Below are 13,659 nucleotides of genomic sequence, written 5' to 3' on the forward strand. Positions count from 1 at the left end.
CTCGGCCGCCTCGGCCGCAGTTCCCGCCGGCCCTCGAACAGTTCGCGAAGTTAGCAGCAGGCACCACGGTTCCCGCGGTACGCGGCTTCGGGCAGCGCGTCCACCACCCTGTCGGTCCAGTCGGGGAGGGGCGCCGAGATGGTCCCCTTCCGGTCCGCGGGGTGAACGGCCATTGTTCGTAGGGGCGTTGACCGTGCGATCGCACGAGGTAGCCGTGTGGGTGGTTTGGCGTCCCCGTTCGTGTGAACACAGTGGCTCCGCGTCGCCTCTGAGCCAAGTGTGATGAGCGATCAATTCACACGATGGGAGCACTCCGAGCGTGACCACTCCGAGCACGAAGAACACCGGCGTATCGAGCGGGGAACACCTCGCGTCGGACGCTTCGCCCGCCAAGCCCCCCTCGCCTCGGCCGCCCGGCGCGCAACTCTCGCGACGCACCGTGGTCACGGCGACCGGCGCCTCCGCGCTCGCCGCCGGCCTCACCGCCGCCTCCGTCGCGCCGGCGACCGCGCTGAGCCCTGCCGTCGCGCCCTTGACGGCGCCCGCCGCGGCGCCGCCCGGCACCGATCCCACGGCGTACACCACGGTCGCCCGTGCCATCGCCGTCTACGACGAGCACGACAGACCGCTCGTACCGACCTATCTGAAGGCCGTCGAGAACGGCCTGCCCGCCCGCCGGGGCAGGGCGACGAAGCGGGTGTTGGTCGTCGGGGCCGGGCCGGCCGGGCTGCTCGCCGCCGACCTGCTCAACCGGGCGGGCCATGACGTCGTCGTGATCGAGGCCAACGGCAACCGCGTCGGCGGCCGTATCAAGACGTTCCGCAAGGGCGGCCACGAGGAGGGGGAGCAGCCGTTCGCCGACCCCGGGCAGTACGCCGAGGCCGGGGCCATGCGGCTGCCCGGGAGCCACCCGCTGCTGATGGCGCTGATCAAGAAGCTCGACCTTGAGCTCCAGGAGTTCTACCTGGTGGACGTGGCGGTCGACGACCCGAAGAAGCAGGCCAACCGTGCCTGGATCCACGTCAATGGCGTCCACATGCGGCGCGCCGACTACGAGAAGAACCCCGCGAAGATCAACGACACGTTCGGGGTCACCGGCCCCAACCGCACCAGGACCGCGGCCGCCATCCTCGCGCAGGCCCTCGAACCCGCGCACCGGCTCATCCGGGGCAAGGAGGGGAAGGCCCTGGTCAAGGGGTGGGCCAAGGTCCTCAAGAAGTACGGCCACTGGTCCATGTACCGGTATCTGACGGAGGTCGCCGGGCTCGACACCAGGACCATCGACCTCATCGGCACCATCCAGAACCTGACCTCGCGGCTGCATCTGTCCTTCACGCACAGCTTCCTGTCCAGCGCGCTGATCGACCCCAAGACCACGTTCTGGGAGATCAAGGGCGGCACGGCGCTGCTCGCCGACGCGCTGTACAAGCCGGTGAAGGGGAAGGTGCGGCTCGACCGGCGTGCCGTACGCATCGAACGCCGCGCCGGCAAGGTCGCGGTGCACACCGTTTCCGAGGACTCCCAGACCGGCAAGGGCGGCGTCACGGAGGTGTTCGAGGGCGACGAGGCGATCATCACCGTCCCGTTCTCCGGGCTGCGCCACGTGACCTTCGAGCCTCCGCTCACCTACGGAAAGCGCCGAGCGATCACGGAACTGCACTACGACGCCGCGACCAAGGTGCTGTTGGAGTTCTCCCAGCGCTGGTGGGAGTTCACCGAGGCGCAGTGGAAAGAGGCACTGAACTCCATCGAGGACAAGCTGTACGACAGGTACCGGGCGGGCGCGGTCGGCGACGGCGCGTACCTCGGCGCGCACAAGTCCGTGCAGAAGCTGGGGGTGACGCTCCCCGACGAGCTCAAGAAGTCCTTCGCCGCCTTCCGGCCCGTGGCGGGCGGCGATCCGGACGCCGCGCATGTCCGCGGCGGCGGCAACGTCAGCGACAACGCCAACCGCTTCATGTACTTCGAGCACGCGCACCCCGTGGAGGGCTGCGACGGCGGGATCGTGCTCGCCTCCTACAGCTGGTCCGACGACGCCCTCAAGTGGGATTCCTTCGCCGACGACGAGCGGTATCTGCGTGCGCTGGCCGGGGTGCAGGCCGTCTTCGGCCGCCGGTGCGAGGTGTTCTTCACCAACAAGTGCAAGACCCAGTCGTGGATGCGCGACCACTACGCCTACGGTGAGGCTTCGGTGCTCCTGCCCGGCCAGCACACCGAGCTCTTCCCCGACGTCCCCACGTCCGAAGGGCCGTTGCACTTCGCGGGGGACCACACGTCCATCAAACCCGCCTGGATCGAGGGGGCGTTGGAGTCCGCGGTCCGGGCGGCGTTGACGGTCCACACGAGCTGACGCGGGGCACGGGACCGGATGCGGCGCGCTTGTCCAGCAGGGCGGCACAGGCACGGCCCTGCTGGACGAGTCGGTCCCGCGACGCGAGGGACTTCGTGGTTCTCGTGCCGTCCCGTGGTCGATCGATGCCCGGGACGGCGGTCACTCAGGGACGCTTCGCGGGCGTGCGCACCGCGCCCTCTCCGCCGGCGAGCCGCCACTCATGGTTGAGCGGGCCGAGCGGAATGCTCCGCTCGAAGACGGGCGTGCCGAAGATGTCGAGGTGCGCCCGGAGCGCGCCGGACAGGTCCACTCCGCCGTACGCAGCCCACTTGCCGACGAGTGCGCCCGTGCCGTTCGAGGCGCCGGTGGCCGTGCCGTCGACCTCGGCGCGCAGGTACGGGGCAAGGGTGCCGGTGATACCGACGCTGCCGTAGAGGCCGACGCTGGCCTCCGCACCGAGCGTGGCCTTGACGCGTCCGGCGGCCGTCGCGGTGGCGGTCACCGGGGTGCCGCTCAGGTCGGCGCGGGCTATGGGCGTCCAGCCCTTGGCCCGGCTGTACGAGCCGCCGACCCGGAAGTCGCCCTTCACGTCCTGCTTGACGTCGACGCTGACCTTTCCGTCCGCATCGACCTGGAGGTAGCAGGTGAGGTCGAGGTTGACCACGACCGGCACCACGCCGACCTGGATGACGGGGTCGGCGTGCAACTTGGCGAACGGCACCCGCAGCGGCGCGCCGTCCGAAGTGGACGCCGCCGCCTGGCCCTTGAGCTCCCACTGCGAGGACCAGTCGCCCGCCAGGCTCACCGACGCGGTCCCCGGTGTGCCGGTGGTGTTGCCCTTGCCGTCGTAGGAGAACTCGACCTGGGGCGCGAGCTGGACGAAGCCCGAGGCGGAGGCGTCGACGGAACCGGCCCGCGTCTTGAGGGTGGGCAGCGCGGCGTTGACGTCCACCCGCAGGCTGCCCAGCGGCAGTTGCGCCCCCTCGGGCCCGAAGTGCAGGCTGCCGGTCTTCGCCCAGGAGACCGCCACCTTGGGGGCGAGCGGCTCGACCTTCACCGTGGCGGGGTCGACGGGCACCCGCCCTTGGGCCGTGGAACCGCCCAGCAGCGCGCCGAGCGTGGCCGGCGCGGTCTTCACCTCGGTGCCCCGCGGGGTCGTGCCGACGACTTCGGTGACCTTGGCCAAGGTGCCGTGCGGCGCGCCCGGAGCGGGTGCGCTGGCGAAGACGTCCCCGACGGCAACGGCGGCCGGGCGCTTGCCCGTTGAGCCCTTGCCCCCGTCGTGACCCTGGCCTCCGTTGCCGCCGCTGCCGCCCTTGTCGGTCCGGCCCTCCTTGTGCGCGTGGTCGTCCTTGCCGTTCTTGTCCTTCGACGGGGTGCCGGCGGTCGGCCCGGCGAGGACGGCCCGGCCGCTGCGCCCGTCGAACTCGACGATCCGCAGTGCCGACTTCGCGGCGGGGCGGTGTCCCGCGGACGGCGTCGCGACGGCGCTGGGGGTGCCCGCCCCGGTGGGCGCCGGGGCGACGGCGAGTGGCGCGTCCGCGCCCGTGCCCTTGACGTTGGACATCGATTCGTCAGCGCCGCTCTTCCCGGCGGCGGAGGTGCCGGACGAGGGCCCCGCCGCACACCCGGTGACGACGAGCAGGGATGCGGCGGTCAGCGCCGGCAGAACGGCATACCTCAAGGGATGACGCACAGTTGGTTCCTCAGGGGGCGTGATGTGGGGGCGGCCGTAGGGCGGAAGCACATCTCCGGCCGGACGATTACCCGTGGGTAATGATCGGCATGATCGTGCCATGCGCTACCGGCACGCAGCACCGAATAGCGGGCCACATGGTGATGATCTGGATCACATCGGGGAGGAAGTGCGGCAATTCCCCGCCAGCGACTGGCCGGTTCGCTTCGCCGCGGTGTCACTCCACGGCGTCACTCCGCGATGCCCCGGGTGAGCAGGACGGCGGTGACGAACCTGCGGTAGAGCCGGATCGGGTCCTCGTCCGTCGTGCGGACGCTCACGGCGTCGGCGCGTTCGATGCCGTTGATCCACGTCGCCATCTCGGCGAGATCGGGGTTGCGGAAGCGCACAGTGAGCGTGGCCGGTAGGGCGATGCGCGGCGGTGTGGCCCGCGGCAGGGCACGCACCGCTTCTTCCGCGGCCTGGTGGATCAGTTCGCGAGCGGTGGTGGGGTGCAGGCTGTCCGCGGCGAAGCGGCTCACCGACGACTTGACCACGGCGCTGTGGATGCCCGGGCAGAACGGCTCGATCTCGGCGGCCGTCGTGTCATCCCCGGTGATCAACACGACCGGCACGCCGTGCCCCAGCGCCACCAGCGCGTTGATCCCGCTCTCCCCCGCCGTGACGCCGTTGAGCAGCACCTCACTGATGGCCAGGGGGTTGTAGGTGTGCGAGAGGGTCGCCGGCGCGCCCGCCATGGAGCCGTGGTACGAGACGAAGAAGACGCCGTCGAACGAGGCGTCCAGGCCCTGCATCATGTACAGGGGCTTGTGCCGTCCGGACAGGTAACGCGCCCGGCCCGCAAGGGTGTCGGGGCGCAGGTTCGCCATCTTCGAGTGCGAGTCGTTGACCAGGAACTCGGTCGCGCCGCCCGCCATCGCCCCCTCGATGGCGGCGTTGACCTCCTCTTGCAGCAGGCCCCGGTAGTAGGCGTACTCGGGCTCCGCGGGCCGGCACTGCGACCAGTCCACGACCCCCGCGGTGCCTTCCATGTCGGACGAGACGAAGACCTTCACCACCGGCTCCCGGTATGAGACGTTGTCCTCCCGACCTACCCCGCCGACGCCGTGCACACCATCGAGGGCGCGGAACCCGCCGAGAACACGCCGAGGGTGGCGCGGGGAGGATCAGGCGGCAGCGAGGGAGACCTCGGTCGACTTGATGAGCGCGACGACGGGGACACCGGAGGTCAGGCCGAGGGCTTCGACGGCGTCCTTGGTGATGGCAGCGGTCAACTCACCGCCCTGGACGGTGAGTTGACCGAGCCCATGGTGCCCCCGGTCGTCACGGCGGCGACGGTGCCCGGGATCTGGTTGCGAATGGACATGCTCATGGGTTGCACCCCTCAAAATCGGAATCGAAACGGCGGGCATCTGTGTGGCCGGCAGGTGCCGGACAGATGGTCGACAGTATCGGAGGGGAATTCCCGTCCAGCGGCGATCGTGTCACTTGTGCCAGCCGAATTCCTGCAACCTCATGGCTCTTTCGGTACGGTCTCGCACGAAGGGATTTCAGGCGAGGGAAGCGGCTCTGACCTGGACTTATCGATATGCAAGGGGGTCGGACGCCCAGATGCCGGCCGGTGCCCGGTGCATGGCAAAAGGGATCACGACAGCCCTTCACGAGCGGCAAATGCGAGAGGGGAGGGCGGCGATCTCGTCCAACGTCCAGGCGTATGTGGTGCCGCTCGCTGTGGCCCCGAAGACCTGGAGTCTCCAGGCGTCCTGACGAAACCTGGGGACCGGACCGTAGTGCGAGACGGGCCAACCCTTGACCCTTCGCTGCCCTGGGGGGAGCGGTTCGGTCCCCACGACGACGCACCTCACCCTCGTTCACTGCACCGCTTCGGCATGTGCCAGCCTGAAGCAGCGATCACCCTCGCAGATGTGAGCCATTGTGGCAGGTTTGCCTGACAGGTGGTCACCTTCTGCCTTCCGCATCACTGGGACGTCGTTCCGGGGACCGGTGCCGCCGTCAGCCGAAACTCTTGCCGTGGAGCTGGATGCGGGAGGTGATACCGAGCTTGGGGAAGAGTTTGTACAGGTGGTAGCCGACGGTGCGGGGGCTGAGGAAGAGGCGGGCGGCGATGTCCCGGTTGCTCATGCCCTGGGCGGCCAGCCGGGCTATCTCCAGCTCCCGTGAAGTGAGCCGACCGGCTTCGGCGGACGGCTCGGGGGCCGGCTGGTCCGGGGCGCGGTCGCCGGCGGCGCGCAGTTCCTGACGGGCCAACTCCACCCAGGGACGGGCACCGAGCATGCGCAGATACGTCTCGGCCTGGTGCAGGTGGTCCCGGGCCGACTTGATGCGGCGGTTGCGGCGCAGCCACTCGCCGTAGAGGAGGTGCATCCGGCCGGTGTCGAAGGTCGAGGGGTGGGGGGCCTCCAAGGCTTCGGTGAACAGGTCGTCGGCGTCGTCGCTGGACGCGAGGAGCGCCCGGCACCGGAGCCACATGGCGCGCAGGTGCGGGAGGTGGGCGGGCGCGGCCCGTTCCTCGAAGCGGTCCAGCGCCGCCCGGGCCTGCGCCGGCTCCCCGGCCCGTACCGCGGCCTCGACCAGGTCCGGCAGCACCAGCCAGCCCACCATGAAGTGCTCGGCGGGTGCGCCCGGGGCGGCCACCTCGCCCAGCAGCCGGGCGGCCCGGTCCGGTTGGCCTTCGGCGAGGGCCTGGAGTCCCAGCGCCCATCGGGCCAGTGCGATGGCGGAGGTGATGCGGCGCGGGACCGACAACGTCAGGGACTCCTCGGCCAGGGCGCGGCAGCGGTCACCGTCCCCGCGGGCCGCGGCGGCCCAGGCCAGCATCGCCCGCAGGTGGCTGGCGGCGCCGAGTTGGCCGGTGTCGTCGGCGAGGGTGAGCGCCTCGCCGGCGTGGGACACCGCCGCGGGCCACTGGCCGGTGACCAGTTGCAGCGCCACCAGCGGGGCGAGCGACATCGGCAGCGCACCGACGGCGCCGACCTTGCGCAGTTCGTCGACCGTGCGCTGGTGGGCGTGCAACATCTCCTCGGTGGTCCCGGTCAGGTAGGGCAGGAACACCGGCGGCCAGATCCAGGGCCTGGGGTGTGCGGGGGACAGCCAGGACATCCGGGCGACCGGAACGTCCGGGGGGCACGGGTGGGCCGTTGCGTGGCTGCCGGGGGCGAGGCTGCCCAGGTAGTGGAAGTGGCGGGAGAACCGGTGGGCGGTGGCGGCCCGGTCGTCGTTCGCGGGGGCCGGCCCGTCCGCGTCGCCGGCCGTGACACCGTCACCGGGGCCGGCCGCCCCGGGGTGCAGGCGGCCGATCAGGTCGCCGATCTCCGTCAGCCGCGCCGGGGCGCCCGCCACCCAGGCCGAGCGGGCCGCCATCACCAGCAGCTCCCCCGCTAACTCCGGGTCCGTCTCCCCCACCAGTCGGGCGCCGTCCAACAACATCCGGCAGGCCACGGCCGGATCGCTGCTGGCGTGGGTGATGGCGCCGCGCATCCGGGCGGCGCGCGCCCGCAGCGCCGGGTCGTCCGTCAGCGTCTCGGCGCGGTCCAGCAGCGCCTCGGCCTCGGATGTCCGGGCCGCCGTCCACGCGCACTCGGCCGCGTCCACCAACCACCGGGCTCGACGGCGGCGGTCGGAGGCCAGCGCGGCGGCGCGGCACAGCATCTGGGTCGCGGTGGCCACCCCGCCGGTGCGCCGGGTGCGTTCGGCGAGTGCGGCCAGCAGCTCGGCGACGGTGTCGTCGGTGCCGACCGCGGCCGCCGCCGCGTGCCAGACGTACCGGTCGTCCTGGCGCCCGACGGCGTCGGCCAGCGCCAGGTGGGCGGCGCGCCGGTCGTTGAGCGGGGCGCCCTGGTAGAGCGCGGAGCGGACCAGGGGGTGCCGGAACCGCACCTGCTGCTGGTCGAGGTGGACCAGCCCCTGGGAGGCGGCGGCGCTCAGCACCTCCATGGCCGCCTCGGTGTCGCCGGCGGCGCCGAGGACGGTGCCGAGGTCGCCCGCGCTCTCCGCCGCGGCGAGCAGCAGCACCCGGTGGTGGTCGGCCGGCAGGCTCAGCGCGCGGTGCCGGAAGATCTGGTGCAACCGTTCGCTGAGCGGCAGGTGTTCGGGCAGCGGGGCGCTGCCGTCGACATGCTCGGGGCGCAGCGTGGTGGGCAGTTCCATGAGGGCCAGCGGGTTGCCGTCGGCCTCGCGCAGCAGCCGTTCGCGGACGGTGGGGGCGGCCTGCGGCAGGTGCCGGGCCAGCAGGTCCGACGCCTCCCTCTGGGTCAGCGGTGCCACCCGCAGGGTGCGCAGGCCGGGTGCGGGGAAGGGGCGGGAGCCGTCCCGGACCGCGAAGACCAGGGCCGCGCTCTCCCGCTCCATCCGCCGGGCGACGAAGGTCAACGCGTCCGCGGTCGCCGCGTCCAGCCAGTGGGCGTCGTCCACGACGAGCAGCAGCGGCACGTCCTCGGAGGCGTCGGAGAGCAGGGTCAACACGGCCAGGGCCACCAGGAACGGGTCGGCGAAGGCGGTGGCCAAGCCGAGCGCGCCGCGCAGCGCGGCGGCCTGGGGCTCGGGCAGCCGCGGCACGTACGACATCAGGGGTAACAGCAGTTGATGCAGTGCGGCGAACGGCAGCTCCACCTCACCTTCCACGCCCACCGCGCGGAGCACCCGTACGTCCGGCTCGGCGCGTTGCACCACGTCCGCCAGGAGCGCGCTCTTGCCGATCCCCGCGGGTCCGCGCAGCACCAGCGTGCCGCTGTTCCCCTTGCGCGCGTCGTCGAGGAGCCTGCCCAGCTCGTCCCGCTCCAGCTCTCTCCCGACCAGCATCCAACAGTGTCCTTTCTCCCTGAGGTCCCCCGTCGTATGACGGGTGCGTATAGCGGTGGGTTGCATCTGACCGACGGTGACTAGCCGCTGGTCACGGCGGGTTTGCGGGGGTCGGGGTGCGGCTCGGCCCAGTCGGTGGGCAGGTCGTTCGACAGATGCCGGCGGAACGGCGAACCGAACAGAATGACGACATGCAACCACCACACCAGAAGGGGGCGTCACCGAGTGCCTCCATAGCGAGGAGCAGTCATGCAGTTCGGAGTGTCCTTCCTCCCTGACTGCCGCGAAGAGTGGAAGTCGGCGACGGAGTACTTCTCCGACGCGTTGGCGCTCTGCGCACTCGCGGAGTCGGCCGGATTCGTCTCGGTCAAGATGACCGAGCACTATCTGACCGACTACGGCGGCTACTGCCCGAGCCCCCTGTCCTTCCTCCGCGCGGTCGCTGCCCGCACCACGCGGATCCGGCTGATCACCGACGCTCTCCTGCCCGCCTTCCACCACCCCGTGCAGCTCGCCGCCGAGACCGCCATGGTGGATGCGGTCAGCGGCGGCCGGCTGGAGGTGGGTTTCGCCCGAGCCTACCTGCCCCAGGAGTTCGAGGCGTTCGGATCGTGCCTGGACGAGTCCGCCGCGCGCTATCAGGACACCCTCCGGGCGGTGCCGCCTCTGTGGACCGAGCAGCGGATCGACGAGAAGACGCCATCTTTCTCCTACCGACAGGTCACCGGACGCCCGTCCCCCGTGCAGCGTCCGCACCCGCCGGTGTGGGGCGGCGCCGCCAGCCGGACGCCGGACGGCTGCCAGTGGCTGGACGGCAACGGCTCCGGGCTGCTGACGCCCCCTGGCTCGAACCGACGGCGCACATACGGCCGTTGGTGGACCTCTGCCGCGACGCCGCGACCGCCGCGGGGCACGCCCTGCGGATCGCCACCAGCCTTCCGCTGGTCGTCGCCGACACCGACACGGAGGCGGAGCACCTGGCCGACCGGCACATCGCGCACCATCTGGAGGTGTGGCGGGAGGCCATGGAGTCCTGGAACGGGCACGAGCCCGGCGAGCACCCCGACAACGTCCGAAAACTGGCGGGAATCGGACCCGAGCACATCCGGGACAACAACGGGGCGATCGTCGGCTCCCCCGCCACCGTCGCCGCGCGCATCCTCCGTCTGGTGCGCGACTTCGGCGGGGTGGACCAGATCCTGTGGCAGGTCGACATCGGCACGATGCCGCTGGCGCGGGCGCGCCGCTCGATCGAGCTGTTCCGCGACGCGGTGGTGCCCCTGCTGCGGGAGAAGGTGGCGGCCCTGCGCGCCGGGGTCCGCCTCCAGGCCGCCGTCGCAGGCTGACTGAACGGTGCCGCATCCCCCCAGGCTCCCGGTCCGTGACCGGACCGGAGGAGTCAGAGCCCACCAGAAAGCTCTTTCAAGGAGGCGAAGACCGATGTCCCACACTGCTGTCCTCAGCCTGGATCTCGAAGGGGTCGAGGCCGCGGACTTCGAGGTCGTCGAGGCCAACGAGTACTCCTCGGCCTTGATGCCCGCCATCGGACCACTGCCCGGCGGCACCGACGGCCGACTCCGGGTGCGCAGGGGCGACAACGGGCCCGGCGACTACCGCTGACGCCGATGCCCCGGTTGCTGCACCTGACAGGCGACCGAGGTGGCGGCCCACGCCCGCGCCGAGCGGCAGGCCACGGTCACCACCGACGGGCACGGACGAATCGACCCACTTTCCCGAAACGACGTCGAGGCCATGGAAGAAAAACGTCAAACACGACGAACCATGACTGTCCAGACCACCGATGCGGTGCGCCCGCGGCTGCGCGGCGACGTGTACTTCACCGCGATGCCCGACGGCGCCTTCGTCCGCAGCCCCCGGGGCAGCGTGTTCCTCAAGGGCGCCTCGGTCCACCGGCTGCTGACCGCGCTCGCTCCGGCCCTGACCGGCGCCGCGACACTGACGGAGCTGCTGGCCGCCGTGCCCACGCCCCAGCGCCCCTCGGTGCGGAAGTTGGTCGGCACGCTGCTGGAGCGTGGATTCGTCCGCGACACCGGCTCCGACCTGCCGCACTCCCTCGATGACGACGCGGCGGAACGGTACGCCGGGCCGGTCCAGTTCATCGACTCCTTCACCAACTCGGCCGCGCGCCGCTTCCAGGATTTCCGCGCCGCCCGCCTGGTCTGCATCTGCGGCCCCGATGCGGCCCGCGGCTTCCTGAGCGCGCTGACCGACTGCGGCGCCACCCGCCTGACCCTCGTCCTTCCCGACCCCGACGGCATGCTGGCGGTCCATCAGTTCGCCGCCACGCTGCCGGAGGTGCCGGCCGAGCTGGCGTTCGTGCCGGCGCCCAGCACCACGGACGGAGCGGACGCGACGGACTGGGAGACGCTGCTGCGTACGGCCGACGCCGTGCTGCACCTCGCCGACCAACCCGGGGCCGGCAGCCGAGAGGCGGTGGCCCGGCTCTGCGCCCGACTCGGCCGGCCGCTGGTCCAGGGCCTGGCGATGGCGGACGCGGTGTGGATCTGGCCGGTCCGCACGCCCGCCGCCCCCGACGGGGACGGGGACGCGCCGTGGCGGCGACTGCTGGCCACCCGCACGGAGGCCGAGCGCCGGACACTGCGCGCCGGCCCCTGCTCCGACGGGCTCCACCACGGCCCGGTGGCGGAGTTGGCCGCGATCCAGCTCACGTTCCGGGCGTACTGCCACCTGACCGGGGTGACCACGCCGGACCTGGCCGCGATGGCCCGGCTGGACACCACGACGTTGGAGGTCGACCACCACCCCGTCCTCGGTCCGGCACCCGACTCGTCCGGCGCCGGACCGCAGAAGCCCGGAGCCGAGCAGGATCCCGCCCGCCGGGTCCGCCTCCTCCGTGCCGCCGATCCCGTACCGGACCCGCTGTTCCTGGAGCGACTCACGGTGGCCTGCGACCGCCATGTGGGCCCGATCCCGGACGTGCGGGAGCGCGACCATCCCCAGTCGCCGCTGTTCGTCACCGAGGCGAAGGTCGCCGACCCGGGCCTGCACACCGAACCGCGGGCCGTCCTGGGCGCGGCGCACACCGCCCACGGTGCCCGTGCGGACGCGCTGCGGCGCGCCGCCGCCACCGCCCTGGAGCTGGCCCGGCAGGCGACCCCGCGACCCGCGCCGGAGCCGGGCTGGGACCTCGTCGCCGAGCGGGCGCGCCCGGTGCCGGCCCCCGGGAACGGCCGGTACGCGCACGGGATGGCCGCCGAGGCCGACCTGGACCGTTCGGCGCTGGCCGGCACGCTGGCCGCGCTGGCCCGGCTCGTGCCCGTGCAGGCCGCCGGGGACGCCGCCCCCGTGCCACCGGCCGAACTGACCGCCGCGGACCGCCAGTGCGTGGAGCTGCTGACGACCGCCGATGTGCGCTGGTCGGTCCACCGGGTCGCCTCGCCCGCCGCGGCACTGCCGGCGTTCGCGTTCCTGCTCGACGGTGCGACGGTCGCCGTCCAGGTCCACCCCGACGCCGCGACCGCGCTGTCCGCCGGTCTGCTCGACACCCTGCTCGCCTGGCAACTGGCCCGCCACCGGCGGGAGTCCGGCGGCCCGGACCCCGCCGGGGTCACGGTCCCGGACGCCGTACCGTCGGTGCAGCCCCGATTGGCCGCGACCGACGGAGTCGACCAGCTGGCCACGACGCTGGAGCAGCTGCGCGCCGCCGGCCTGTGCGCGGTGCTCCAGGTGCTGGACGACGACCCGGCCCTGGCCGAACTGGTCCGCTTCGGCGTCCGGGTGGTGATCGGCGACGCCTGAGCGGGTCGTCGGACCCACCGCGCCGACGCCGGTGACCCGCTCCGGGAGGATCCGCCCGGCAGATCCTCCCGCTGCCATCGCTTGCCCTCACCCACCGTGCTCGGCGCACAGGCACGCGACGCCGGCGTCGACCCACTCCTGGCCCCTCCACTCGGGGTGCCGCTCCATCAACACCGCGCGGACCTCCTCGACCATCGTCTCCCGGCCCATCGCCGAGTCCCGGCGGACCCAGGTCTCGTCGCGCAGTTCCCGCAGGTAGTCGAGCACGGCCTCGACCCTCTGCGTTCCGCCGACGTCGCCGTGGCCCGGAACCACGATCCGTGGTGCGGCCGCCACCAGTCGGGCCAGGACCTCGATCCAGCGCAGTCCGCTCACGTCGTTGTCGTGCGGCGGGAACCACGGGAAGACCGCGAACCGCCCGGTCTCGACCAGGTCACCGGTGAACAGCACCTCGGCGTCGGGCACCGTGATCACCTGGTCGCCCCTGCTGTGCGCGCGGCCGACGGCCCGCAGACGCACCACCCGCCCGCCCAGGTCGAGGTCGTGGGACTCCTCGTAGACGACGTCCGGCGTGGGCACCCGTACGCCTTCCAGACGCCGGGCGACGGTCGGGCCGAGCCCCCGGAACATCTCCAGGTATCCGGCCCCCTTGTCTGCCAGGTCCTCGGCCTGCGCCTGGTTCACCAGGAACGTCGCCTCCCCGGCGAAGACCTGCGCACCGAAGGCGTGCTCGGGATGGAAGTGAGTGGTGGTCAGGTACAGCTTGCGCCCCTTGGCGTGGTCGCGGGCGAAGGCCAGCACGCTCTCGGCGTTCTCCGGCCCCAGGCCGGTGTCGACCACCAGGACCGCGTGCTTCCCGCCGATGACGCCGATGTTCGGGACCAGCTCCGCGTGCTGGTTCGGCACGACCACCACGTCACGCGCGATCTCCTGTGCACCGGAGATCTGCACCACGGGGTCGGGCAGCTGATGGTCGGTCATGACGCACACTCCTTGCCTTGCCGAACCGGTGCGGAGGAGTCGCGGCAGCAGC

General features: G+C 72.2%; 8 protein-coding genes and 3 pseudogenes. 5 read left to right on the forward strand and 6 right to left on the reverse strand.

From position 1 onward, the window contains the following. Positions 1-439 precede the first annotated feature (439 nt). Complete coding sequence (locus JNO44_RS35000; RefSeq protein ID WP_420882770.1) at positions 440-2,350, forward strand: flavin monoamine oxidase family protein; 1,911 nt, start codon at positions 440-442, stop codon at positions 2,348-2,350. 145 nt (positions 2,351-2,495) lie between these two features. Here JNO44_RS35000 and JNO44_RS35005 read toward each other — a convergent pair whose 3' ends face one another. From JNO44_RS35005 to JNO44_RS44625, 5 genes and pseudogenes are all read right to left on the reverse strand, one after another. Next, a complete protein-coding gene (locus tag JNO44_RS35005) occupies positions 2,496-3,899 on the reverse strand; it encodes a hypothetical protein (RefSeq protein WP_240168022.1) in 1,404 nt (467 codons plus the stop codon). A 359-nt stretch (positions 3,900-4,258) separates the two neighbouring features. Then, positions 4,259-5,083 carry a M55 family metallopeptidase gene (locus JNO44_RS35010; RefSeq protein ID WP_205367994.1) on the reverse strand — a complete coding sequence of 275 codons (825 nt, stop codon included), beginning with the start codon at positions 5,081-5,083 and terminating at the stop codon, positions 4,259-4,261. Between the two features lie 111 nt (positions 5,084-5,194). Continuing rightward, a pseudogene (locus tag JNO44_RS35015) lies at positions 5,195-5,394 on the reverse strand (TOBE domain-containing protein); the annotation flags it as partial. Between the two features lie 313 nt (positions 5,395-5,707). Further along, positions 5,708-5,878, reverse strand: a pseudogene (locus tag JNO44_RS43980) (sulfite oxidase-like oxidoreductase); the annotation flags it as partial. A 163-nt stretch (positions 5,879-6,041) separates the two neighbouring features. Then, positions 6,042-8,846 carry a helix-turn-helix transcriptional regulator gene (locus JNO44_RS44625; RefSeq protein ID WP_205367995.1) on the reverse strand — a complete coding sequence of 935 codons (2,805 nt, stop codon included), beginning with the start codon at positions 8,844-8,846 and terminating at the stop codon, positions 6,042-6,044. Between the two features lie 249 nt (positions 8,847-9,095). Between JNO44_RS44625 and JNO44_RS45315 the strand changes: the two are divergent. From JNO44_RS45315 to JNO44_RS35040, 4 genes and pseudogenes are all read left to right on the forward strand, one after another. Next, positions 9,096-9,620: pseudogene (locus tag JNO44_RS45315) on the forward strand (LLM class flavin-dependent oxidoreductase); the annotation flags it as partial. Between the two features lie 101 nt (positions 9,621-9,721). Then, positions 9,722-10,192, forward strand: coding sequence for an LLM class flavin-dependent oxidoreductase (locus JNO44_RS44630; RefSeq protein WP_205367996.1), 471 nt, complete (start codon positions 9,722-9,724; stop codon positions 10,190-10,192). A 94-nt stretch (positions 10,193-10,286) separates the two neighbouring features. Next, positions 10,287-10,466, forward strand: a complete 180-nt coding sequence (locus JNO44_RS35035) for a hypothetical protein (RefSeq protein ID WP_205367997.1) — start codon at positions 10,287-10,289, stop codon at positions 10,464-10,466. 162 nt (positions 10,467-10,628) lie between these two features. Next, positions 10,629-12,626, forward strand: coding sequence for a hypothetical protein (locus JNO44_RS35040; protein ID WP_205367998.1), 1,998 nt, complete (start codon positions 10,629-10,631; stop codon positions 12,624-12,626). Positions 12,627-12,713: 87 nt separating this feature from the next. Here JNO44_RS35040 and JNO44_RS35045 read toward each other — a convergent pair whose 3' ends face one another. Then, positions 12,714-13,607, reverse strand: coding sequence for an MBL fold metallo-hydrolase (locus JNO44_RS35045; protein WP_205367999.1), 894 nt, complete (start codon positions 13,605-13,607; stop codon positions 12,714-12,716). Between the last annotated feature and the right edge of the window lie 52 nt (positions 13,608-13,659).

The organism is Streptomyces noursei (assembly GCF_016917755.1).
Lineage (GTDB): Bacteria > Actinomycetota > Actinomycetes > Streptomycetales > Streptomycetaceae > Streptomyces > Streptomyces yunnanensis.